Annotated in this window: 20 protein-coding genes; 13 read left to right on the top strand and 7 right to left on the bottom strand. The window is 68.1% G+C overall.

The window, feature by feature from the left end:
* Positions 1 to 67: 67 nt before the first annotated feature.
* The 4 genes from AC5P7U_RS17200 (at position 68) to AC5P7U_RS17185 (ending at position 5,590) form a co-directional block, all read left to right on the top strand.
* Positions 68 to 1,630, top strand: a complete 1,563-nt coding sequence (locus AC5P7U_RS17200) for an N-acetylmuramoyl-L-alanine amidase (protein WP_197564186.1) — start codon at positions 68 to 70, stop codon at positions 1,628 to 1,630.
* A gap of 150 nt (positions 1,631 to 1,780) precedes the next feature.
* Positions 1,781 to 3,685, top strand: a complete 1,905-nt coding sequence (mutL, locus tag AC5P7U_RS17195; protein WP_197564187.1) for a DNA mismatch repair endonuclease MutL — start codon at positions 1,781 to 1,783, stop codon at positions 3,683 to 3,685.
* An 11-nt stretch (positions 3,686 to 3,696) separates the two neighbouring features.
* Complete coding sequence (locus tag AC5P7U_RS17190) at positions 3,697 to 4,626, top strand: DUF1684 domain-containing protein (RefSeq protein ID WP_004153824.1); 930 nt, start codon at positions 3,697 to 3,699, stop codon at positions 4,624 to 4,626.
* Between the two features lies 1 nt (position 4,627).
* Positions 4,628 to 5,590, top strand: coding sequence for a TraB/GumN family protein (locus tag AC5P7U_RS17185; RefSeq protein ID WP_004153823.1), 963 nt, complete (start codon positions 4,628 to 4,630; stop codon positions 5,588 to 5,590).
* Positions 5,591 to 5,664: 74 nt separating this feature from the next.
* On the opposite strand, the gene phaR is transcribed toward AC5P7U_RS17185, so the two are convergent.
* From phaR to gluQRS, 3 genes are all read right to left on the bottom strand, one after another.
* Entirely contained in the window at positions 5,665 to 6,210 is a 546-nt protein-coding gene (gene phaR / locus AC5P7U_RS17180) for a polyhydroxyalkanoate synthesis repressor PhaR (protein ID WP_197564195.1), read from the bottom strand.
* 183 nt (positions 6,211 to 6,393) lie between these two features.
* On the bottom strand, positions 6,394 to 7,134 hold the full coding sequence (phbB, locus tag AC5P7U_RS17175; protein WP_004153822.1) for an acetoacetyl-CoA reductase: 741 nt from the start codon (positions 7,132 to 7,134) through the stop codon (positions 6,394 to 6,396).
* A 17-nt stretch (positions 7,135 to 7,151) separates the two neighbouring features.
* Positions 7,152 to 8,072 carry a tRNA glutamyl-Q(34) synthetase GluQRS gene (gluQRS, locus tag AC5P7U_RS17170; protein ID WP_197564188.1) on the bottom strand — a complete coding sequence of 307 codons (921 nt, stop codon included), beginning with the start codon at positions 8,070 to 8,072 and terminating at the stop codon, positions 7,152 to 7,154.
* Positions 8,073 to 8,165: 93 nt separating this feature from the next.
* On the opposite strand from gluQRS, the gene htpX reads away from it, so the two are divergent.
* Positions 8,166 to 9,032, top strand: a complete 867-nt coding sequence (htpX, locus tag AC5P7U_RS17165; protein WP_005410387.1) for a protease HtpX — start codon at positions 8,166 to 8,168, stop codon at positions 9,030 to 9,032.
* 705 nt (positions 9,033 to 9,737) lie between these two features.
* Here htpX and AC5P7U_RS17160 read toward each other — a convergent pair.
* Positions 9,738 to 10,565: an inositol monophosphatase family protein gene (locus tag AC5P7U_RS17160; RefSeq protein WP_004153814.1), complete on the bottom strand. Its 828-nt coding sequence runs from the start codon at positions 10,563 to 10,565 to the stop codon at positions 9,738 to 9,740.
* Positions 10,566 to 10,685: 120 nt separating this feature from the next.
* Here AC5P7U_RS17160 and AC5P7U_RS17155 point away from each other — a divergent pair, with 120 nt between their 5' ends.
* From AC5P7U_RS17155 to AC5P7U_RS17145, 3 genes are all read left to right on the top strand, one after another.
* Positions 10,686 to 11,456, top strand: coding sequence for an RNA methyltransferase (locus AC5P7U_RS17155; protein WP_197564189.1), 771 nt, complete (start codon positions 10,686 to 10,688; stop codon positions 11,454 to 11,456).
* Between the two features lie 76 nt (positions 11,457 to 11,532).
* Positions 11,533 to 12,435, top strand: coding sequence for a phosphate/phosphite/phosphonate ABC transporter substrate-binding protein (locus AC5P7U_RS17150; RefSeq protein WP_430543680.1), 903 nt, complete (start codon positions 11,533 to 11,535; stop codon positions 12,433 to 12,435).
* On the top strand, positions 12,432 to 14,558 hold the full coding sequence (locus AC5P7U_RS17145; protein WP_004153812.1) for a putative bifunctional diguanylate cyclase/phosphodiesterase: 2,127 nt from the start codon (positions 12,432 to 12,434) through the stop codon (positions 14,556 to 14,558). The genes AC5P7U_RS17150 and AC5P7U_RS17145 overlap by 4 nt, the downstream gene beginning before the upstream one ends.
* 68 nt (positions 14,559 to 14,626) lie before the next feature.
* On the opposite strand, the gene epmB is transcribed toward AC5P7U_RS17145, so the two are convergent.
* A complete protein-coding gene (epmB, locus tag AC5P7U_RS17140; RefSeq protein ID WP_197564191.1) occupies positions 14,627 to 15,667 on the bottom strand; it encodes an EF-P beta-lysylation protein EpmB in 1,041 nt (346 codons plus the stop codon).
* 96 nt (positions 15,668 to 15,763) lie between these two features.
* Here epmB and efp point away from each other — a divergent pair, with 96 nt between their 5' ends.
* The 5 genes from efp (at position 15,764) to AC5P7U_RS17115 (ending at position 20,024) form a co-directional block, all read left to right on the top strand.
* On the top strand, positions 15,764 to 16,330 hold the full coding sequence (gene efp, locus AC5P7U_RS17135; protein ID WP_006457340.1) for an elongation factor P: 567 nt from the start codon (positions 15,764 to 15,766) through the stop codon (positions 16,328 to 16,330).
* A gap of 200 nt (positions 16,331 to 16,530) precedes the next feature.
* Positions 16,531 to 17,874 (top strand): TRZ/ATZ family hydrolase, encoded by a 1,344-nt coding sequence (locus AC5P7U_RS17130; protein ID WP_197564192.1) that lies wholly within the window; start codon positions 16,531 to 16,533, stop codon positions 17,872 to 17,874.
* 25 nt (positions 17,875 to 17,899) lie between these two features.
* Complete coding sequence (gene ubiG, locus AC5P7U_RS17125; protein WP_049458268.1) at positions 17,900 to 18,616, top strand: bifunctional 2-polyprenyl-6-hydroxyphenol methylase/3-demethylubiquinol 3-O-methyltransferase UbiG; 717 nt, start codon at positions 17,900 to 17,902, stop codon at positions 18,614 to 18,616.
* On the top strand, positions 18,613 to 19,308 hold the full coding sequence (locus tag AC5P7U_RS17120) for a phosphoglycolate phosphatase (RefSeq protein ID WP_197564193.1): 696 nt from the start codon (positions 18,613 to 18,615) through the stop codon (positions 19,306 to 19,308). Before ubiG ends, AC5P7U_RS17120 begins: the two co-directional genes overlap by 4 nt.
* 11 nt (positions 19,309 to 19,319) lie before the next feature.
* Positions 19,320 to 20,024: an isoprenoid biosynthesis enzyme family protein gene (locus AC5P7U_RS17115; protein WP_197564194.1), complete on the top strand. Its 705-nt coding sequence runs from the start codon at positions 19,320 to 19,322 to the stop codon at positions 20,022 to 20,024.
* An 88-nt stretch (positions 20,025 to 20,112) separates the two neighbouring features.
* On the opposite strand, the gene AC5P7U_RS17110 is transcribed toward AC5P7U_RS17115, so the two are convergent.
* The gene (locus AC5P7U_RS17110) at positions 20,113 to 20,961 is read right to left on the bottom strand and encodes a M23 family metallopeptidase (protein ID WP_008267322.1); all 849 of its coding nucleotides are present in this window, start codon (positions 20,959 to 20,961) and stop codon (positions 20,113 to 20,115) included.
* Entirely contained in the window at positions 20,961 to 22,307 is a 1,347-nt protein-coding gene (locus AC5P7U_RS17105; RefSeq protein ID WP_071229710.1) for a dihydroorotase, read from the bottom strand. The genes AC5P7U_RS17110 and AC5P7U_RS17105 overlap by 1 nt, the downstream gene beginning before the upstream one ends.
* Position 22,308 lies beyond the last annotated feature (1 nt).

Here is a 22,308-nt window from a genome sequence, read left to right as displayed (position 1 = left end):
GCAGGTTACGGATTATTAAGGAAAAAGGTGTTGCATTCCGTTCAGCACGGTGATTGAATCCTGAGCCATGCGCCCGGGGAACCGTCTCATCGCCATCTGTGCCGCCGTCGGACTGGGTCTGGCGAGCGTCAGTGCGTGGGCGGGTGAAGTCCGCCAGGTCCTGTTGAATACCGGCGCGACCGGCACCCGTGCCGAGATCTCGCTGGTCGGCAGTGGCGGCTACAAGACCCTGTCGCTGGCGGGCCCGAACCGCCTGGTGGTCGATTTCCCGGACTCCAGCGCCATACGCAACCTGAAGATGCCGGCCGCGCAGGGCGTGGTTACTGCAGTGCGTACCGGACAGCCGGTCCCGGGGACGTTCCGTGTCGTTTTCGACCTCGCTGAATCGGTGGCGCCGTTCCGCCCGCAGATGCAGCGCGAGGGCAATGAATCCAAGCTGGTGATCGAATGGCCGGGCGATGGCCCGGCCGTGGCCGCCAGCCGGCCGGCGGTGACCCCGGCGGTGCAGCCACAGGCGCCCGTCAGCACGCCTGCGCCGACCGCGGCCGAGAGCGCGCAGTCGCGCAACGATGCCGCGCGCGCCACCGCACTGTTGACCGCGCAGGTGCAGCAGCAGGCCAGCGCCGCTGCAGCGACCCCGGCCACGCCGACGCCGGCACCGTCCACGGCACCGGCACAGGTGGCCGCGGCAGGTACCGCGGCCAGCAGCACGCCGTCCTCTTCACCGGCCGCGATCCTCGCTGGCCAGCGCACTGCCGCGGTGGTGACCACGCCGCCGGCCACGGTGCCCGCGCCGGCGCCGACGCCAGTGGAACCGCCACGCCCGGCCATGCCCAGCGATGCGTCGCGCATCCGCATGCAGGCTGGCATGCGCCACCTGGTGGTGGCCATCGATCCGGGCCACGGTGGCCAGGACCCGGGTGCGATCGGCCCGACCGGCAAGCGCGAGAAGGATGTCACCCTGGCGGTGGCACGTGAGCTGGCGCGCCAGGTGAACGCGACGCCGGGCCTGAAGGCCTACCTGACCCGCGACAGCGACGTGTTCATCCCGCTGCCGATGCGTGCGCAGAAGGCGCGTGCGAACAAGGCCGACATCTTCATTTCGATCCACGCCGATGCGGCCGAAAACCGTTCGGCCACCGGTTCGTCGGTGTATGTGCTGTCGACCAAGGGCGCATCCTCGCAGCGTGCGCGCTGGCTGGCAGACAAGGAAAACGCGGCCGACCTGGTCGGTGGCGTGCGCCTGCAGCAGACCGAAGGCACGCTTGCCAACGTGCTGCTGGACCTGGCCCAGAGCGGCTACATGAAGGCATCGGAGGACGCGGCCGGCCACGTGCTGGGCGGCCTGAAGCGGATCGGCAACAACCACAAGCCGAACATCGAGCGCGCCAACTTCGCGGTGCTGCGCACCTCGGACATGCCGGCGATGCTGGTGGAAACCGCGTTCATCTCCAACCCGGATGAAGAGCGCCGCCTGATCGACCCGGCCTACCAGCGCAAGATCGCCGGTGCGGTACTCGATGGCGTGCACACCTTCTTCAGCCGCCAGCCGCCGCCGGGCACGCTGTACGCGGCCCGTGCCCAGGCCGAGATCGACGCCGCAGGCACCATGGCCGGCGGCAGCAAGTAACCCGCCGAAAGCGGGTTTCTGCTTTCTGTAGAGTCGACTGTCAGTCGACTACGCGCGGAGCGCGGGGGGCGTGCCCGGCAAAGGACCGTCGGCGAAGGGCAGTCGACTGACAGTCGACTCTACCCAGGGCCGCTCCGTTATCATCCCTGCATGACGTCTGCTGCCCATCCGCGCCCGATCCGGCCATTGCCGGACATCCTGATCAACCAGATCGCCGCTGGCGAAGTGGTCGAGCGTCCTGCGTCCGTGGTCAAGGAACTGGTCGAGAACGCGATCGATGCCGGCGCCAGCCGCGTCGACATCGATCTTGAAGAAGGCGGCGTGCGCCTGATCCGCATCCGTGACAACGGCAGCGGCATCGCGCCGGAGCAGTTGCCACTGGCGGTATCGCGCCATGCCACCAGCAAGATCGCCGATCTCGACGACCTCGAATCGGTGGCCACGCTCGGGTTCCGTGGTGAAGCGCTGCCGTCGATCGCCTCGGTCAGCCGCTTCACCCTGGCCTCGCGCCGCGCGCACGACGAGCATGGTTCCGCGCTGCAGATCGAAGGCGGCAAGATCGGCGAAGTCACTCCGCGTGCGCATGCGCCGGGTACCACCGTGGAAGTGCGCGAACTGTTCTACAACGTGCCGGCGCGGCGCAAGTTCCTGCGCGCCGAGCGCACCGAACTGGGCCATATCGAAGAGTGGCTGCGTTCGCTGGCGCTGGCGCGGCCGGATGTCGAACTGCGTGTGTCGCACAACGGCAAGGCCTCGCGGCGCTACAAGCCGGGCGACCTGTATTCCGATGCGCGATTGGCCGAAACGCTGGGCGAAGATTTCGCCAACCAGGCCGTGCGCGTGGACCACAGCGGTGCCGGCCTGCGCCTGCATGGCTGGATCGCGCAGCCGCATTATTCGCGTGCCAGTGCCGACCAGCAGTACCTGTACGTCAACGGCCGTTCGGTGCGCGATCGCAGCGTCGCCCACGCGGTGAAGATGGCCTACGGCGACGTGCTGTACCACGGTCGCCAACCGGCCTATGTGCTGTTCCTGGAACTGGACCCGACCCGGGTCGACGTCAACGTGCATCCGGCCAAGCACGAGGTGCGCTTCCGTGATTCGCGGCTGGTCCATGATTTCGTCTACCGCACGCTGAAGGACGCGCTGGCCGACACCCGTGCCGGCATGTCGGCGCAGGAGATCGGCGCCGGTCCTGCCCATCCGGTGGATGCGGCCGCGACACCGATGGCGTCCAGCGCCGGCGCTTTTGGATTCGGGCTGGTGCGCGGTGCTGCGCCGGGTTCCGGCTCAGGTGGCGGGGGGGGATTCTCAGGCTGGCGACCGCAGCAGCCGCTCGGCCTGCAGGTGGCCGACGCCCCGGCCGCCTATGCCGCGTTGTATGCCGCACCGTCCGGTGCCGAACGCGGGGCGACGCTGCCGCCGATGCCGAGCGAGAATGGACTGCCGGTGACCAGCGCCGATGCGGGCGTGCCGCCGTTGGGTTATGCGATCGCGCAGCTGCACGGCATCTACATCCTGGCCGAAAATGCCGAAGGCCTGATCGTGGTCGACATGCACGCCGCGCACGAGCGCATTGGCTACGAACGCCTGAAGAATGCGCATGATGGCATCGGCCTGCAGTCGCAACCGCTGCTGGTGCCGATCACGCTTGCCGTCGGCGAGCGCGAGGCCGACACCGCCGAAAGCGAAGCCGGAACGCTGGCCGCACTCGGCTTCGAAGTGACCCGTGCCGGCCCGGGATCGCTGCATGTGCGCAGCATCCCGGCGCTGCTGGCGCATGCCGAACCGGAAGGGCTGCTGCGCGACGTGCTGACCGACCTGCGCGAACACGGCCAGAGCCGGCGCGTGGCGAGTGCGCGCGACGAACTGCTGTCGACCATGGCGTGCCATGGCGCAGTGCGTGCCAACCGGCGCCTGACCGTTCCGGAGATGAACGCGCTGTTGCGCGACATGGAAATCACCGAGCGGTCCGGCCAGTGCAACCATGGCCGGCCGACCTGGGCCCGTTTTTCACTGGCGGAGATCGACCGCTGGTTCCTGCGCGGACGTTGAGGGGAGCATCGATGCGTTATCGGGGAATGGGCGGCCTGCTGGCCGCCATGGTGTTGGCTGCCTGCAGCCCGGCGACACCGCCGGCGCCGACGGTCACTGAAGATCCGGCCTTTGCCGCTGCGCAGCAGCAATGGCGCGTGGCGCGCTACCAGGACCTGACCCGTCCCGATGGCTGGACGGCGCTGGTCGGCCTGCACTGGCTGCAGAACAAGTCGCACTTCGTCGGCAGCGGCGCCACCAATGGCATCCGCCTGGCGGTCGGTCCGGGCAAGCTGGGCCTGCTGCGTCGCGAGGGCACCCAGTGGTGGTTCACGCCGGAGGCCGGTGTCGAGGTCAGCCATGAGGGCCAGCCGGTACGCGGCCGTATCCGCGTCGACACCGACAAGGATGCGCGGCCGACCCTGTTGTCTTTCGATGCCGGCAAGGGCCAGCTCAGCATCATTCGCCGCGGGCCGCGCGATGCACTGCGGGTCAAGCACGCCGATGCGGCGGCGCGCCGCGATTTCGCTGGCCTGGAGTACTGGCCGGGTGGCCCCGACTGGCAGGTGCAGGCACGCTTCATCGCGCACCCGCCAGGCAAGACGCTGCCGATCGTCGATATCACCGGCCTCACCACCGAGATGCCCAATGCGGGCGCGGTCGAGTTCCAGCGCGACGGCCGCAACTGGCGTCTGGAAGCGATCGGTGGCCCCGGGCAGCCGCTGTTCCTGATCTTCGCCGACCGCACCAGTGGCCGCGGCAGCTATCCGGCCGGCCGCTACCTGGACACCGATGCACCCGCTGCCGACGGCACGGTGCGCATCGATTTCAACCATGCCTACAACCCGCCGTGTGCGTTCACCGCCTACGCGACCTGTCCGCTGGCGCCACCGGAAAACCGGCTGGACCTGCGCGTGGAAGCAGGCGAGAAGGCCTACCACCTGCCTGAAGGAGAAGGCTGAAATGCCGATCAGAGACCTGTTCCGTGCCGCTACCCTGCTGCTGGCCTGCGCGGTCGCACCGCTGGTTGCGGCGCGCAATGCGCCTGCCGCCGAGCCGGCCGCTGCCGCGACCGCCGCTGCCAAGCCACCGGTGCCGCTGCTGTGGAAAGTGACCGGTCCAGGCGATTCGCGCCTCTATCTGCTCGGTTCGTTCCACCTGCTGAAACCGCAGGACTATCCGCTGTCGCCGGATGTCGAACAGGCCTTCGAGGCCTCGCAGCGCATCGTGTTCGAGCTCTCGCCGGAGGACATGCAGTCGCCGCAGCTGGCCAGCCGCATGGTGCAGGCGGCGGTCCGCACCGATGGCAGCGAACTCAAGCGCGACCTGGATGCGGCCACCTGGCAGAAGCTGCAGGCGTTCGCGGCGCAGAACGCGCTGCCGCTGGCGCAGATGCAGGGCATGAAGCCCTGGTTCGTCGGCCTGAGCATTTCGATCGGGCAGATGCAGAAGCTGGGCCTGGACCCGGCGCTGGGCCTGGATCGGCATTTCATGGAGCGCGCGCAGAAGACCGGCCGCAAGACGGCCGGCCTGGAAGACATCGATACGCAGATCGGCATGCTCGATGGCATGACGGTGCAGGAGCAGCGGCAGATGTTGTCCGAGGCGCTCGATCAGGCGGGCAAGGGCGATGAGCAGGCGCGCCTGTTGCACGATGCCTGGCGCCGGGGGGATGAGCGCCTGTTGTGGACCAAGATGGCGGCGGAAATGCGCCAGCAGTATCCGCAGCTTTACCAGCGCATCAACACCGGCCGCAATGACGCGTGGGTGCCGAAGCTGCTGCCGTACCTGCAGGCCGGGCAGGGCGGAACGCTGGTGGTGGTCGGCACGCTGCACCTGCTCGGCAACGATGGCGTGGTCGAGAAGCTGAAGGCCAAGGGCTACAAGGTCGAGCGCGTGTGCACGGGGTGCAGGGCCAAGCGCTGACGCATCGCGGGCGCCATGCAATGAAAAACGGCGCGTCCAGGGCGCGCCGTTTTCGTATCCACTGCGGTGATGGCTCAGCGCCGGGTCTTGCCGCCGGTGCTGCTTCCCGGTTCGTTGGGCTTGTTGCCGGTACCAGAACCCGTGCCGGTACCCGTGCCGGTGCCGCCCGGGCGCGGGCCACCGAAGCCGGTGCCCATGCTGCGCTGGAATTCCTGCCACAGCTCCAGGTTGCGCTCGGTCAGCTGGTTCATCATCGCCCACGGGGTCTGGCCCAGCAGGTTGCCCATCTGCTGGCGGAACTGCTGCTGCTGGTCGAGGAAGACCTGCATGCTGCGCTCCAGGTAATTGCCCATGAAGCCCTGCAGGGAATCGCCGTAGAAGCGGATCAGCTGGCTCAGCAGCTGGGTGGACAGCATCGGCTCGCCGTCCTGTTCCTGGTCGGCGATGATCTGCAGCAGGACCGATCGAGTGAGGTCGTCGCCGCTCTTGGCGTCGCGGACTTCGAAGTCTTCACCGTCCAGGATCAGCTGGCGCACGTCCTCGATGGTGATGTAGCTGGAGATCTCGGTGTCGTAGAGACGGCGGTTCGGATACTTCTTGATGATGCGGGTCGCAGCCATGAAGCGGTACTCGTCACAGTAGACGCGCAGCATGGCGCAGTGCAGCAGCCGTTGCAACCGCCTCAGCCCCCGCCAGGCTTGGCTTTCGGCGGCGATCATGTTGCGCAGCAAGGGTTTGCGTGCTGCGCAGCATGACTCTTGGCAGGGGCCGGCGGCGTTCGCCGTGACGGCCCGCTGCGCGGCTTACCAGCCCATGTGGTGGCCGCCGTTGATATCCAGGTTGCTGCCGGTAATCCACGCGGCCTCGTCGGCCACCAGGAAGGACACGCCGTAGGCGATTTCCTCCGGCTTGCCGAGACGCCCGGTGGGGATGTCGGCGATGATCTTGGCGCGCACGTCCTCCGGCACCGCCATGACCATATCGGTCGCCACGTAACCGGGCGAAATGGTGTTGACGGTGATGCCGAAGCCCGCGTTCTCGCGGGCCAACGAGATGGTGAAGCCATGCATGCCGGCCTTGGCGGCGGCGTAGTTGGCCTGGCCGTACTGGCCCTTCAGGCCGTTGATCGAGCTGATCTGGATGACCCGGCCCCAGCCGCGGCGGCGCATGCCCTCGATGACCGGGCGGGTGACGTTGAACACCGAATTGAGATTGGTGTTGATCACATCGTGCCACTGGTCCACGCGCATGCGATGGAAGGTGGTGTCACGGGTGATGCCGGCGTTGTTGACCAGGATCTCGACCGGGCCCAGCTCGGCCTCGACCGCGCGCACCAGCGCTTCGGCACTGTCGGGGTCGGAGACATCACCGGGGAAGATCGATACCGCATAGCCGCGTTCGGACATTGCCTGCTGCCACGCGCGCGCCTTGGCTTCGTCGCGGTAATTGGTGGCGACCCGGTGGCCCTGGTCGGCCAGGCGTTGGCAGATGGCGGTACCGATGCCGCCGGTTCCGCCGGTGACCAGTGCGACGCGAGATGTCATGGAATGCTGTCCGGGTGTCAGGTGGGGGAAGGGGGATTCTGCAACATCGGCGCGGAAAGTGCGCCGGGCGGCAGCAGGATGTCGGTGCGCGGCAGGCGCGCCGGGTCGAAGGCCCGTTGCGCGGAGGCCAGCAGGGCATCCAGATCGTGTGCCTGCTCCAGCGCCGCAGAGGCCTGGCCGAGCAGCTGCCAGAGCTGACGCAGCACCGGCAGCGGGCGCGCAGTGTCCACCGGCAGCGCCGCCAGCGACTTGGACAGTTTGTGGCCCGGCGCATCCAGCAGCAGCGGCAGGTGCCAGTAGCGCGGCACCGCGAGCCCCAGTGCCTGCTGCAGCAGGATCTGCCGCGCGGTGGAGTCGAGCAGGTCGGCGCCGCGCACCACTTCGGTCACACCCTGCGCGGCATCATCGACCACCACCGCCAGCTGGTAGGCCCAGCAGCCATCTGCACGGCGCAGCACGAAGTCGCCGACCTCGGCATGCACGTCCTGCCGCTGCGGGCCGCGCAGTCCGTCGTCGAACTGGACCACGCTGCCAGCCGGCACACGGAAGCGGACGGCGGGGTCCGGTCGTGTCTGCCGCGCGACGCAGCGATGATGGATGCCGCCACTGGCGGCCAGTTCGCTGCGGCTGCAGTGGCAGACGAAGGCCAGGTCACTGGCCAGCAACACATCCAGTGCGGCCTGGTAGGCCCCGCCGCGCGTGCTCTGCCAGAGGATTGGACCATCGTGGACCAGGCCGAACGCGGCCAGTGCCTGCAGTTGCGAATCCGCTGCACCGGGTACGGTGCGGGGCGGATCAACGTCTTCGATGCGCAGCCGCCACAGGCCGCCGTGATGGCGGGCGAGCAACCAGCTGCCGAACGCGGCGAGCAGGGAACCGGGGTGGAGCAGGCCGGTCGGCGAGGGCGCGAAGCGGCCACAGGGAATGGGGGAGGTCATGCTGGCTGAATCGTCGGTCAGGTTGGCGCTTGAATTCAAGCTGACCACACCGCAAATTGACCGGTATCGACCCCTTCCGAGCCGGATTTTCCCATGTTTACCCGCATTGCCCTGTTCCTGGCGACCAACTTCGCGGTCCTGATCCTCGCCAGCATCGTGATGTCGCTGCTCGGGGTCAATCCAAGCCAGATGAGTGGCCTGCTGGTGATGGCCGCGATCTTCGGCTTCGGTGGCTCCTTCATCTCGCTGCTGCTGTCCAAGTGGATGGCCAAGCGTTCCACCGGCGCGGTGGTGATCACCGAGCCGCGCAACCAGACCGAACGCTGGCTGCTGGCCACCGTCGAACGCCAGGCCAAGGCCGCCGGCATCGGCATGCCGGAAGTGGCGGTGTATGAAGGCCCGGAAATCAATGCCTTCGCCACCGGTGCCAACCGCAACAACGCGCTGGTGGCGGTGTCCACCGGCCTGCTGCACAACATGAGCGAAGACGAGGCCGAAGCCGTGCTGGGCCACGAGATCGCCCACGTCGCCAACGGTGACATGATCACCATGGCGCTGCTGCAGGGCGTGCTGAACACCTTCGTGATCGTGCTGGCCCGCGTGGTCGGCGGCATCATCGACAGCGCACTGTCGGGCAACCGCGAAGGCGGCGGCCGTGGCTTCGCCTACTACATTATCGTGTTCGTGCTGGAGATGGTGTTCGGCCTGTTCGCCACCATGATCTCGATGTGGTTCTCGCGCCACCGTGAGTTCCGTGCCGACGCGGGTGGTGCCTCGCTGGCCGGTCGCCAGAAGATGATCGCCGCGCTGGAGCGCCTGCAGCTCAACCACGGCCAGAGCACGCTGCCGACCCAGATTGCCGCGTTCGGTATTGCTGGTTCGACGGCGAAGAAGCTGTTCATGAGCCACCCGCCGCTGGAAGAGCGCATTGCCGCGCTGCGGGCGTCGACGGTGGCGTAAGCCTCGGTACTTTCACGGTAGTGCAGGAACGCCTGGCCTCGCGCCGGGCGTTGTTGTTTGCGCGCCGGCGAGAGTCATTTCCGCGACCGCGGAGGGGTGTCACTTTCTTTGCTCGTGCAAAGAAAGTAACCAAAGAAACACGCCGCCGGCCGCGAGCCGGTGCTGCGCACCGGTACCCTGCGCTCCTCGGCCCGTCGAGGGACGGTGCGGGAACTCGCTGCGCTCAGACACCCGCACCTCTTCGCCCTCGCCGGACCTGCGGTGCTCGGCTCGCTCAAGGCGGACCCAAGGTCAAATGCCACAGCTGCACCCAGTAGGTCCACGCCATGCGTGGATGCTGTTGCCGTTGATCTTCCAGTCCGCCTTGAGCGAGCCGAGCATCGCAGGGGAATCAGGGGCGAAGAGGCGCCGGTGTTTGAGCGCAGCGAGTTCGGCGCCGTCCCCTGATTCACCGAGAAGCGCAGGGAACCGTCGCGTAGCGACGGCTCGCGGCCGGCGGAGCGTTTCTTTGGTTACTTTCTTGATGGCGCACATCCATGTGCGCCACCCTACGGGCCGGCTGCGCCGTTCCGCGCTGCTCCTGCGGCGCGGTGCACGCGCAAAGAAAGTGACACCCCTCCGCGGTCGCGGAAACGAATCTCCCAGCGCACAAACGAAAACGGCACCTCGCAGGTGCCGTCTCCATGAACCGCGACTATGCGCAGATCAGAACTTCGCGTCGAACTCGGCGGCGTAGCCGGTGTTCACCAGCACCTTCTGCAGCGACTCGGCCACCTTCAGGTTGCCGGCCACGATCTGGTGGGTCTCCGGGCCGCGGTTGTCCATGCGGCCCAGGGTCGCGCCCTTGAAGTCGCAGACCTTGCCGCCCGCTTCGCGGACCAGCAGCAGGCCGGCGGCGATGTCCCATGCCTTCACGCCGGCCTCGAAGTAGGCGTCGGCACGGCCGCAGGCCACGTAGGCCAGGTCGAGCGCGGCCGAACCGGTGCGGCGGATGTCCTCGCCGTGCACCAGCAGGGCGTCGACCGCCTTCAGCTGGGCACTGGCGCGGGCGCGTTCGCGCGGGGCGAAGCCGGTGTGGATCATGGTGCCGTCCAGGTCCTTGCGGTCGGCCACGCGGATGCGGCGGTCGTTCAGCACGGCACCGGCGCCGCGGCTGGCGGTGAACAGCTCATTGCGCAGCGGGTCGAAGATGACCGCATCGGTCGGTTCGCCGTTCTCGACCAGCGCGATCGACACGCAGTAGTGCGGCACGCCGCGCAGGTAGTTGCTGGTGCCATCGAGCGGGTCGATGACCCACATCTGGCGACGTTCGCCCTGCACGCCGCCTTCTTCGCCGAAGATGCCGTATTCGGGGTAGGCGCGCTTGAGTTCCTTGACGATGACCTTTTCCGCGTCCGCATCCACTTCGCTGGCGTAGTCCATCCGGCCCTTCTGCACGACGTTCAGTGCCTCGAGCTTGTTGATGTTGCGCAACAGGACGTTGCCGGCGAGGCGGGCGGCCTTGACCATGACGGTGACGGCGGGTTTCTGCATGGCGTGGGCTCCCGGAAAGGCAGAAGAGAAGGACTGGCGGGGGAAAAGAGCAGGTCCGGCGCAGTGGCCGGCCGCACAGTTTACCATTGGTCATCGTCCAGCTCGACCTTTTCCCTGTTCATGTCCCAGTTTCCTGCCGCCACCCGCCTCCGATTCGTCCTGGTCGGTACCCAGCACCCCGGCAACATGGGCGCTGCCGCCCGCGCCCTGAAGACCATGGGCCTGGCCCGCCTGGTGCTGGTCGCCCCCGAAAAGCCGCTGGACGAGGAGGCCTTCCGCCGCTCGGCCGGTGCCGAAGATGTACTGGGGGGCGCCCCGGTGGTGGCCACCCTGGCCGAGGCCGTGGCCGACTGCCGGCTGGTGCTGGGCTGCACCGCCCGGGCCCGACGCGTCCAGCTGGAGGAGTACCTTCCGGCCGACGCCGCTGCGCGTGCAGTGGCCAAGGCGGGCGAGGGCGCCGAAGTGGCGCTGGTGTTCGGCCGCGAGCGCACCGGCCTGACCAACGAGGAACTGCAGCTCTGCCACGCCGCGGTGCACATCCCGTCCGATCCGGAGTTCAGCTCGCTCAACCTGGCCGCGGCCGTGCAGGTGCTGGCCTATGAAACGCGGATGCAACTGCTGGGCGCGCAGCCGGCTGCCGACGCTGAGCCGGGCTTCCGCGAGCAGGCGGCCAGCCACGAGCAGATGGAGAGCTTCTTCGCCCAGCTCGGCGATACCCTGGACGAGATCGATTTCCACAAGGGTCGCGCCCCGGAATCGGCAATGCGCAAGCTGCGCCGCCTGTTCCTGCGCAGCGAGCCGAGCGAGCAGGAAGTACGCCTGCTGCGCGGCATCCTCGCCGACACCCAGCGCATGGCACGACTGGCGCAGGCAGGCAGCAAGGACAGCTGACGACGTTCTCATTTTTTCGGGTAGTCTGTCCGGATACTCAGGGGGGATGAAGCCTGTGTCGGGTCTGCGAAGGGCAATGCAGGGGGGACTGCTGAGCCTGGCCATGGTCCTGCTGGCGGGGACGGTGCGTGCAGCACCGGACCCGGTGCTGGTGCTGGGCCGGATCAGCGATGATCCCAAGGCCCATTACGAGCAGCTGCAGCCCCTGCTGGATTATGTGGTGGCCCGCATGCACGACGTCGGCATCAGGGAGGGGAGGATCCTGATGGCGCGCGATCCGCAGCAGATGGCCAGCTATCTGCGGCGGGGGCGGGTCGACTGGGTCACGGAAACGGCGGGCACGGCGGTGGCGCTCGGCCAGCGCAGCGGCGCAAGGCCCTTGCTGCTGACCGAACGCAATGGTGTGCGCCAGTACCAGACGGTGTTCTTCGTGCGCAACGACAGCCCGATCCAGCGCATGCAGGACCTGCCTGGGCATCGCCTGGCGCTGCAGAACACAGCGTCTACCAGCGCCTACCTGGTACCGGTGATGACGCTGCTGCAGGAGGGGTTGACGCCGCAGATCCTGGCCGGCGACTGGGACATGCCGGGACGGGACAGCGTGGGGTATGTGTTCGCGCGCAGCGAGTTGAACATCGCGACGTTCGTGCACAAGGGGGTGGTCGACGTGGGGGCGGTGAGCAGCGTGGACTGGAACGACGAGCGGCGGGTGCCGGCCGCGTTCCGGCGCGATTTCCGTGAGCTGCTGCGCACCGAACCGTACCCGCGAGCGGTGGAGATGGTCCGCGCCGACCTTGACCCGCGCGTGCGCGATCGCCTGCAGGAGGTCCTGCTGCAGGCGGCCAGCGACCCGCGGGCGCAGGGGGCGTTGCATCGGTTTTTTGGCACTTCCGGTTTCCACCGTGTCGATGCGCATGCGCAGCAGCGGTTGGATGAATTGAAACAAGGATTGACGCGCGTGCGGATGGAAGTGGAATGAAGTGGCTCGGCTCTGGAATGCAGGCCCGGTTCCTGCTGGCGATGGGCGGAGCAATGCTCGTGGTGATCGCGATCCTGGCGGTGCTGCTGGGGCGCCAGACGGCAATGCAGAGCGAGGTGCGCAGCCTCAGCGGCGGCGTCATCCACGAACTGTTCGATCGCAGCGTGCGCAGCCGCGGCGAGGCGATGGCGCGCGAGTTGTCCGACTCGCTGGCCAATCCGTTGTACTACCGCGACCTGGACCAGGTCGGCGCACTGGTGCGCGGTACCGCGCGGCAGCCGGTGGTGCGCTATGTCCTGGTGTTCGACCAACGCGGGCGATTGGTGCATGACGGCTCGATCGAGGTCGCCGGCTTCGGCCAGCAGATGACCGACCCGCTGGCGCCCAAGGCCGCTGCCGCGCAGGCACTGGTGGTGCAGGAATCGCCCAAGGTGCTCGACAACACGATGCCGATCACGATCGGCAACCAGCGCATCGGCGGTGTCCGCGTCGGCATGGCGCTGGACGAGGTGCAGCAGCGCGAGCAGGCCGCCAATGCGACCCTGGGCGAACGCCTGCAGCAGGCCGGCAGCCGCCATCTGGGCTGGCTGCTGCTGATGCTGGGCCTGCTGGTGGTGATCGGCGTGGTGGTGATCCTGTACGTGCAGCGGACCCTGGTCGCGCCGATCCGCGATCTGGCCGTGGCCGCCCGCCGCATCGAGGCCGGCGACTACCAGACGCCGTTGGCGGAGAACACCCGCGATGACGAAGTAGGCGAACTGGTGCGTGGCTTTGCCCGCATGCGCGATGCGATCGCCCGCCATGACCGTGAAGTGCGGCACATGGCCTACACCGACGCGCTGACCGGATTGACCAATCGACTGGCCTTCCGCGAGGCACTTGACCATCGGTTGATGGCTGCGCGCGCGGCCAACCACCGGCTTGGGCTGCTGTTCGCCGACATCGATGATTTCAAACGGGTCAACGACACCCTCGGTCACGAAGCCGGCGACGAAGCATTGCTGCAGTTCGCGCAGCGCATCGGCCGTGCGGTGACCGAAGCCGGTGGCGACGAGGCCCTGCTGGCGCGCTTTGGTGGCGACGAATTCGTGATCCTGGTCGGTGACGGTGACGTCGCTGCCAACGCCCGGCTGCTGGCCGAAGTGCTGGTGCGCGAACTGGGCAAGCCGCTGGTGGTGCAGGGCCGGGAACTGTTCCTGGGCACGTCCATCGGCGTGACCCTGTTCCCGGACGATGCGGCCGACGCCACCACGCTGCTGAAGAACGGCGACATCGCCATGTACCAGGCGAAGATGGCCGGCAAGAACTGCTACCGCTACTACAGCCGGGCGATGGACCATGCGGTCGAGCGCCGCGTGCACATGGAGCAGGAGCTGCGCGGGGCCTGGGAGCGCGGCGAACTGCGCCTGGCCTACCAGCCGATCTTCCGCATGCGCGACCGCCGCATGGTCGGCGTCGAAGTGCTGTTGCGCTGGCAGCATCCGACCCTGGGCACGATCCCGCCGTCGGTGTTCATCGAGGTGGCCGAGCAGAGCGGGCTGATCGAGATCATCGGCCCGAAGGTGTTGCGCGCGGCCTGCATGGAGGCTGCGCAGTGGCCACGCGGGGTGGCCGGAGACGACCTGTTCGTGTCGGTCAACGTGTCGCCGCGGCAGCTGCGGGGCGGCGAACTGCCGGCGCTGGTCGCACAGTGCCTGCATGAGTCCGGGCTGCCGGCGTCGCGCCTGCACCTGGAGCTGACCGAGACCGCGGTGATCGGCGATGAAATGGTCGCCGCACAGCTGCTGGACAAGCTGCACCGGACCGGCGTGAAGGTCTGGCTGGATGATTTCGGCACCGGCTTCTCCGGGCTCAGCCATCTGCGCCAGGTGCCGGTGGACGGGGTGAAGATCGACAAGAGCTTCGTGGCCGACATGCAGCGTGATCCCGACGACCTGGCACTGACCACGGCGATCATCGCCATGGCCCACGCACTGGGCATCACCGTGGTTGCCGAGGGCATCGAGCAGCAGGCGCAGTTCGAGCTGCTGGCCCAGCGTGGCTGCGACCTCGGCCAGGGCTACTGGCTGAGCCACCCGGTGACCGCCACCGAAGTGGTGCGGATGATCGAATCGGGTCTCTGACCGATTGACGTTGTGCTGGGGTCAGATCCCTTTTCCACGGGAAAAGGGATCTGACCCCGGTAGTGCTCTTACACCGGGCGCTTGCTCGGATCGCCAGGCAGTTCGCGCACCAGCTTCGGGATCAGGTAGCCGGACAGGCGTGCGGTGAGGCCGGCAATCAGTGCCTTGGCCTGGGTGTCGTCCACTTCGAAGTGGGCCACGCCTTCCACTTTGTCCAGCTGGTGCAGGTAATACGGCAGCACGCCGGCGGCGAAGCTGCGCTCGCTCAGATCCTGCAGGGCCTGCACGCTGTCGTTGACCCCGCGCAGCAGCACCGCCTGGTTCAGCAGCTGCGCACCGGTACCGCGCAGGCGTGCCATCGCCGCGTCCACGCTGGCATCGAATTCATTGGCATGGTTGGCGTGGACCACGATCGCCAGCGGCCACGGCAGGCTGCCCAGCCAGCCCAGCAGTTCCTCGTCCACGCGTTCGGGCAGCACGATCGGCAGGCGGCTGTGGATGCGCAGGCGCCGGATGTGCGGGATTGCGCGCAGTGCGTCGGTCAGTTCGACCAGCTTGTGCGTGGCCAGCGACAACGGGTCGCCGCCGGACAGGATCACCTCGTCGATGTCCGGATCGGCCGCGATGGCGGCCACGGCCTCCTGCCAGCCACCCTTGGCGGCGTTCTCCGCGCCGTAGTCGAAATGGCGTCGGAAGCAGTAGCGGCAATTGATCGCGCAGCTGCCGGTGGCGACCAGCAGGGCGCGGCCGCGGTATTTCTGGATGACCCCGGTGGCCTTCCTGGCCGCACCATCCCCCACCGCATCGAAGCTGAACCCGGGCGCCGGGCGCATTTCCTCGTCGATCGGCAGCACCTGGCGCAGCAGCGGGTCGGCGGCGTCGCCCGTGCGCATGCGGGCCACGAAGCCCTCGGGCACGCGCAGCGCGAACTGGGCGATGGCCGCCTCCGAGACGCCCAGCGCGGCCGCGTCCAGCTGCAGCCGGGCCAGCAGGGCGTGCGGGTCGCGCAGTGCCTGGCGCCAGAGCTGCTGCCAGCGCGCGGGCGCGCCTGGCGACTGAGGCCGGGGGAAGGCGGAAAGCTGCATGGAGAGGGGGCCTGCGGTTATCATGGGGGCAGAAAAACAGTCGCCCACCGGCATCCGGTGGGCTTTCCATTCTAACGGCTCGCCGCACCCGCGGCGTTTTTGCCACTCAGGAGTTTACGCATGGCCAGCTACGGCATGAACGACGTCAAGAACGGGATGAAGATCCTGGTCAACAACCAACCGGCTGTCATCATCGACACCGAATACGTCAAGCCGGGCAAGGGCCAGGCCTTCACCCGCGTGAAGTACCGCCTGATCAAGGACGGCCGTACCCAGGAAGTGACCATGAAGTCGACCGACTCACTGGATGCAGCCGACGTCGTCGATACCGACATGAACTTCATGTACAGCGACGGCGAGTACTGGCACTTCATGGACCCGGAATCCTTCGAGCAGGTCCAGGCCACCAAGGCCGGCATGGGCGGCGCCGAGAAGTGGCTGAAGGGCGAAGAGTCCTGCGTGGTGACCCTGTGGAACGGCGAGCCGATCTTCGTGCAGCCGCCGAACTTCGTCGAACTGAAGATCACCGAAACCGATCCGGGCGTCCGTGGCGACACCTCGGGCGGCGGCGGCAAGCCGGCCACCCTGGAAACCGGCGCCGTGGTCCGCGTGCCGCTGTTCGTCAACCAGGACGAAATCATCAAGGTTGATACCCGTTCGGGCGAATACTCCGCACGCGTCAAGTAATCCGGCGCAGCCGGATTACGGTAGGGCCGGCCGCTGGCCGGGTACCCGCCATCGCATTCGCGCTGGCGCTCCCCTGATCTGCTTCGGCAGATCAGGGGCCCCGCTTCACGAGTCTCCAGACCCCGCCGCTTCGCGGCAGCCCCTGACCCAGGGGCGTGTCCCCCAGAAGTATCTCGCCGCCCCCCAGCCAGTGAGCCCGCATGAGCGATAGCCCGCACCTCCCCGAAGCCTGCGACCTGCTCATCGAAGCCGGTTATGTCGTTCCGATCGAGCCGCATGCGGTGGTGCTGGAAGACCATGCCGTTGCCGTGCGTGGCAGCGAAATCGTGGCCATCCTGCCGCGCGCCGAGGCCCGTGCGCGCTTCCGCGCCGCCCAGGTGGTCAGCCGCCCCGAGGCCGCGCTGATGCCGGGCCTGGTCAACGCGCACACCCACAACCCGATGACCCTGCTGCGCGGCGTCGCCGACGACCTGCCGCTGATGACCTGGCTGCAGCAGCACATCTGGCCGGTGGAAGCGGCGGTGATCGGCCCCGAGTTCGTCGCCGACGGCACCACGCTGGCCATCGCCGAGATGCTGCGTGGCGGCACCACCTGCGCCAACGAGAACTACTTCTTCGGTGACGTGCAGGCCGCGGTCTACAAGAAGCACGGTTTCCGCGCGCTGGTCGGCGCGGTGATCATCGATTTCCCCACCGCCTGGGCCAAGACCGACGACGAGTACTTCGCCAAGGCCGGTGAACTGCATGACCAGTGGCGCACCGATCCGCTGATCGGCACCGCGTTCGCGCCGCATGCGCCTTACACCGTCAACGACGCCAATTTCGAGCGGGTGCGGATGCTGTCCGACCAGCTCGACATGCAGGTGCACCTGCACACCCACGAGACTGCGCAGGAGATCACCGATTCGATCAAGCTGCACGGCCAGCGCCCGCTGGCGCGGCTGGATCAGCTTGGCCTGGTCAACGACCGCCTGATCGCGGTGCACATGACCCAGCTGACCGACGCGGAAATCCACCTGTGTGCCGAGCGTGGCGTCAGCGTGGTGCACTGCCCGGAATCGAACCTGAAGCTGGCCTCCGGTTTCTGCCCGGCCTGCGCCCTGCAGCGCGCCGGCGTGAACCTGGCGATCGGCACCGATGGCTGCGCCAGCAACAACGACCTGGACATGTTCAGCGAGAACCGCACCGCGGCGATCCTGGCCAAGGCCGTGGCCGACGATGCCACCGCGCTGGATGCGGCCACCACGCTGCGTGCGTCCACGCTGGGCGGTGCGCGCGCGCTGGGCTTCGGTGACCGCATCGGCTCGATCGAAGTCGGCAAGCAGGCCGACCTGGTCTGCGTCGACCTGTCCGCACTGGAAACCCAGCCGCTGCACAACGTGCTGTCACAGCTGGTGTACGCCACCGGCCGCCAGCAGGTCAGCGATGTCTGGATCGCCGGCAAGCCCAAGCTGGTGCAGCGCGAGCTGGTCGGCATGGACCTGCCGGGCATCATCGCCAACGCGCGCCAGTGGCGCGAGCGCATCCGTCATATCCGCGCCTGAACCCCGGCGCCGCAAGGACTCCCTCATGACTGCCCCCCACGCTTCCTCCAATTTCGATCAGGCCGAGCTGGACAAGTTCGCCGCGCTGGCCAACCGCTGGTGGGACGCTGACGGCCCGCAGAAGCCGCTGCATGCGCTGAACCCGGTGCGGCTGAAGTACGTGGCCGACCGCGTGCCGCTGCGCGGTGCGCGCGTGCTCGACATCGGTTGCGGTGGTGGCCTGCTGAGCGAGGCATTGGCGCAGGCCGGTGCCGACGTCACCGCCATCGACCTGGCCCCGGAACTTGTCAAGGTCGCGCGCCTGCATGCGCTGGAAAGCGGCGCCACGGTCGATTACCGCGTGCAGGCCGCCGAGGACCTGGCCGCCGAGCAGCCGGGCAGCTTCGACGTGGTCACCTGCATGGAAATGCTTGAGCACGTGCCCGACCCGGGCGCGATCATCGAGGCCTGCAAGCGCCTGCTGAAGCCGGGTGGCCATCTGTTCCTGTCGACCATCAACCGCACCGCGGCGGCTTTCGCAGTGGCCATCGTCGGTGCCGAGTACGTGGCACGGCTGCTGCCAAAGGGCACCCACCACTACCAGGAATTCATCAAGCCGGCCGAGCTGGCGCGCTGGCTGCGCGAGGCCGACATGCAGCTGGTGGATGTCAGTGGCATGGCTTACGAGCCGTGGCGCAACCACGCCCGCCTGAGCAGCCGCACCGACATCAACTACCTCGCCTACGCGGTCAAGCCGGCATGACCACGGCCGGCTTCCCGCGCGCGGTGCTGTTCGACCTGGATGGCACGCTGCTGGACAGTGCGCCGGACTTCGTCGCCACCTGCAATGCGATGCTGGCCGAGCGTGGCCGTGCGCCGATCGATCCGGCGATGTTGCGCCCGGTGGTGTCGAAGGGTTCGCGGGCGATGGTGTCGGCGGCCTTCCCGGAACTGGATGCCGTCGCGCGCGACGCGCTGATCCCGGAGTTCCTGCAGCGCTACGAAGCGCTGATCGGCCAGCATGCGGTGCTGTTCGATGGCGTGGCCGGCATGCTGGCGGCACTGGATGAGGCCGGTACGGTGTGGGGCATCGTCACCAACAAGCCGGAGTACCTGGCGCGCTTGATCCTGCCGCAGTACGGCTGGCAGCAGCGCTGCGCGGTGCTGGTCGGCGGTGACACGCTGGCCGAACGCAAGCCGCATCCGCTGCCCCTGTTGCACGCCGCGCAGGCCATCGGCATCGCCGCCGAAGACTGCGTGTACGTGGGCGACGACGAGCGCGACATCCTCGCCGCACGTGCCGCCGCCATGCCCTCGGTGGCTGCGCTGTGGGGCTATCGCCTGCACAGTGACGACCCGTTGGCCTGGCAGGCCGACGTGCTGGTCGAGAACGCCGGACTTCTGCAACTGGCCAGCCTCTGGCCGACCCGGCCGGCAGCCCCGGCCCAGCCGTAAGGAATGACGTAGTGAGCAGTACCGCGCTGGACAGTTTCCTCGACAAGTGGCGCAGCCGCTGGCCGGAATGGTCGGTGGCCGCCCCGTTCGTGGCCGAATCGCAACGCGAGCTCGCGGTCGCGTGGTTCGCGCTGCTGCAGGAATTCGACGACATGCTCAACGCCAGCGGCGATCCGTTACCGGCCGACGCCAAGCTGGCCTGGTGGGGCGAGGAACTGCGCAGCTGGGCTGCGCATCGTTCGCGCCACCCGCTGGGCCGCCTGCTGGAGCCGGCGCGTGCACCGTGGGCGCAGCTGGCCGAGGCGCTGCCGGATCTGGTTGAAGCGCGCACGGTCGCGCTGGATGCGGCCGCCGCCGAACGCGCGCTTGCCAACTACTCCGACGCAGTGGCGGCGGTGGAAGCGGCGTTGTTCAACGACAAGCCGCGTACCGGCGCCAGTCGTGCGGTGCAGCTGCAGACCCTGGCCCAGCGTCTGCAGGATGCCGGCGTGGCGGGCGTACCGCGCAGCCTGCTGGATGAGGACGCCGGCACCGCCGCGCAGCGTTGGGCCCAGTATCTGCTGAAGGGCTGGGGCACCCGTGTGCCGGGCCCGCGTCCGCGCCGCGTGTGGTCGAGCCTGGCGCGCGCGCGCGTGGCCGCGCAGGCTGCGGGCAAGCCGATCGAGGCCACCCCGGTACGCACGCTGCTGCGTGTGTGGTGGGCCGCGCGCGGTTGATCGATCGCCACTGGTAGTGCCGGCCGCTGGCCGGCAGCTCCGGCGCTGCAGAATTCATGCAATTGCCGGCCAGCGGCCGGCACTACCGCTACTTCCGTTCCAGCACCAGCAGCGGGTCGATACGGGTATCGAACCAGTTCATGCCCCAGTGCAGGTGCGGGCCGGTGGCACGGCCGGTGGCGCCGACGGCGGCGATCACCTGGCCCTGTTCGACGCGGTCTCCGACCTTCACGTCGATGCGCGAGAGATGCAGGAAGTTGGAGCTGACCCCGAAGCCGTGATCGAGCAGCAGCGTGCCACCGGTCAGGTACAGGTCCGGACCGGCGAAGGTGACGATGCCGGCGGCCGGCGCCTTCACCGGCGTGCCGGTGGGCACCGCGATGTCCATGCCGGAATGGCCCGCACCGGGCTGCCCGTTGTACACGCGCGCATTGCCGAAGCGGCCGCTGATGCGGCCCTGCACCGGCCAGATGAAGGTCTGGGTGAAGTCGGTGCGGTCGTCATCGCGGGCACGCGCGGCAGTCACCTGCGCCTGCTCGCGCTTGATCCGCTCGGCAATCGCCGGCGGTGGGTTGACCGTCTTCGGCGGCACGCCGTTGACCCGTTCGGTCGGCCAGTCGCGTGGCGTCACCGCGATGGTCGCGGTTTCGCTGCCGCCATCGGGGCGCTGCACCTGTACCCGCAACGGGCCCTTCTCGTCGCGGCCGATGCCGAACACCACGCTGCCATAGCCGCTCACCCGCAGCTGGCGGCCGGCGTACTGCACGCGGCTGCCGGCGGGCACCTTGCCGATCACCAGCGCGCCCTGCGACGCGCTGGCCGGAAACACCACGCGGCTGTCGATCAGGCTGCCGATGCCATCCTGTGCCTGCGCCGAGGGGGCGGAAAACAGAGGCGCGGCCAGCAGCAGCGCCCCGATCATCAGTGCCGGACGCATCAGCGGTCGTAGGTCATGCGCTGGCCGGCGGGCTCGCCCACCAGCTTGCTGCCGTCCCACACCTGCTGGCCGTTGACCCAGGTGGAGGCGATGCGCGAACGGAAGGTGGTGCCTTCGAACGGCGACCAGCCGCACTTGGACAGCACGTCCTCGCGCTTGACGGTGAACGGCACGTCCTCGACCAGCACCAGGTCGGCGAAGTAGCCCTCGCGCAGGAAGCCGCGCTCCTCGACATCGAACAGCTGCGCCGGGGCGTGGGCGAACTTCTGCACCACCTGCTCGCGGGTCAGCTTGCCTTCGTGCACGCGTTCCAGCGCGGCCACCAGCGCGTACTGCACCAGCGGCAGGCCCGACGGCGCCTGTGCGTAGGGCTTCTGTTTCTCTTCCCAGGTGTGCGGGGCGTGGTCGGTGGCCAGCACGTCCAGCACGTCATCGGCCAGCGCGGCGGTAATCGCCTCGCGGTCGGACACTTCCTTGATCGCCGGGTTGCATTTGATCAGGTTGCCCTTGGTCGCATAGTCCGGGCGCGCGAAGTGCAGGAAGTGCACGCAGGTTTCGGCGGTGATCTGCTTGCGGCTGCCATCGGCGCGGATCAGCGGGCCCTTCTCGAACAGCGCCAGCTCGTCGGCGGTGGAGATGTGCAGCACGTGCAGGCGGGTGCCGTGCTTGCGTGCCAGCGACATCGCCAGCCGGGTCGACTTGATGCAGGCTTCGCGCGAGCGGATGTCCGGGTGCATGTCCGGGGTCAGTGCGTCGCCGTACTTTTCCTGGAAGGCCTTCAGGTTGGCATCGATCATCGGCGTGTCTTCGCAGTGCGTGATGATCGGGGTCGGGCATTCGCGGAAGATCGCGTCCAGCGTTTCCGGGTTGTCCACCAGCATGTTGCCGGTCGAAGCGCCCATGAACACCTTCACGCCGGGCGCCTTCTTCGGGTCCAGCGCGCGGATCGCTTCCAGGTTGTCATTGCTGGCGCCGTGGTAGAAGCCATAGTTGGCCCACGCGCGGCCGCGCGCCAGTTCGTACTTGGCTTCCAGGATGGTCGAATCCAGGGTCGGCGGGTTGGTGTTGGGCATGTCCATGAAGCTGGTCAGGCCACCGGCCACGGCCGCTGCCGATTCGCTGGCGATGTCGCCCTTGTGGGTCAGGCCTGGTTCGCGGAAGTGCACCTGGTCGTCGATCATGCCGGGCAGCAGCCAGCGCCCGGCCGCATCCACCACCTGCTCGCCGTCGCGCGGGGCCAGGCCACTGCCGATCTGCGCGATGCGGCCGTTCTCGATGCGCAGGTCGCCGTCGAAGGTGCGGCCTTCGTTGACCATGCGGGCATTGGTGATGAGGGTGGAGGACATG

It is taken from the genome of Stenotrophomonas sp. YJH_SMC_57 (genome assembly GCF_059369755.1).
This window is presented reverse-complemented; position numbering and strand designations above follow the sequence as displayed.

Excerpts from the sequence above, each read along its gene's own strand:
- epmB (WP_197564191.1), bottom strand. The coding sequence starts at position 15,667 with ATGATAACCGCAGGCCCCCTCTCCATGCAGCTTTCCGCCTTCCCCCGG.
- AC5P7U_RS17105 (WP_071229710.1), bottom strand. The coding sequence starts at position 22,307 with ATGTCCTCCACCCTCATCACCAATGCCCGCATGGTCAACGAAGGCCGC.
- AC5P7U_RS17200 (WP_197564186.1), top strand. The coding sequence starts at position 68 with ATGCGCCCGGGGAACCGTCTCATCGCCATCTGTGCCGCCGTCGGACTG.
- mutL (WP_197564187.1), top strand. The coding sequence starts at position 1,781 with ATGACGTCTGCTGCCCATCCGCGCCCGATCCGGCCATTGCCGGACATC.
- AC5P7U_RS17160 (WP_004153814.1), bottom strand. The coding sequence starts at position 10,565 with ATGCAGAAACCCGCCGTCACCGTCATGGTCAAGGCCGCCCGCCTCGCC.
- gluQRS (WP_197564188.1), bottom strand. The coding sequence starts at position 8,072 with ATGACCTCCCCCATTCCCTGTGGCCGCTTCGCGCCCTCGCCGACCGGC.
- phbB (WP_004153822.1), bottom strand. The coding sequence starts at position 7,134 with ATGACATCTCGCGTCGCACTGGTCACCGGCGGAACCGGCGGCATCGGT.
- AC5P7U_RS17190 (WP_004153824.1), top strand. The coding sequence starts at position 3,697 with ATGCGTTATCGGGGAATGGGCGGCCTGCTGGCCGCCATGGTGTTGGCT.
- htpX (WP_005410387.1), top strand. The coding sequence starts at position 8,166 with ATGTTTACCCGCATTGCCCTGTTCCTGGCGACCAACTTCGCGGTCCTG.
- AC5P7U_RS17130 (WP_197564192.1), top strand. The coding sequence starts at position 16,531 with ATGAGCGATAGCCCGCACCTCCCCGAAGCCTGCGACCTGCTCATCGAA.
- AC5P7U_RS17145 (WP_004153812.1), top strand. The coding sequence starts at position 12,432 with ATGAAGTGGCTCGGCTCTGGAATGCAGGCCCGGTTCCTGCTGGCGATG.
- ubiG (WP_049458268.1), top strand. The coding sequence starts at position 17,900 with ATGACTGCCCCCCACGCTTCCTCCAATTTCGATCAGGCCGAGCTGGAC.
- AC5P7U_RS17185 (WP_004153823.1), top strand. The coding sequence starts at position 4,628 with ATGCCGATCAGAGACCTGTTCCGTGCCGCTACCCTGCTGCTGGCCTGC.
- AC5P7U_RS17110 (WP_008267322.1), bottom strand. The coding sequence starts at position 20,961 with ATGCGTCCGGCACTGATGATCGGGGCGCTGCTGCTGGCCGCGCCTCTG.
- AC5P7U_RS17150 (WP_430543680.1), top strand. The coding sequence starts at position 11,533 with ATGCAGGGGGGACTGCTGAGCCTGGCCATGGTCCTGCTGGCGGGGACG.
- phaR (WP_197564195.1), bottom strand. The coding sequence starts at position 6,210 with ATGGCTGCGACCCGCATCATCAAGAAGTATCCGAACCGCCGTCTCTAC.
- AC5P7U_RS17120 (WP_197564193.1), top strand. The coding sequence starts at position 18,613 with ATGACCACGGCCGGCTTCCCGCGCGCGGTGCTGTTCGACCTGGATGGC.
- efp (WP_006457340.1), top strand. The coding sequence starts at position 15,764 with ATGGCCAGCTACGGCATGAACGACGTCAAGAACGGGATGAAGATCCTG.
- AC5P7U_RS17155 (WP_197564189.1), top strand. The coding sequence starts at position 10,686 with ATGTCCCAGTTTCCTGCCGCCACCCGCCTCCGATTCGTCCTGGTCGGT.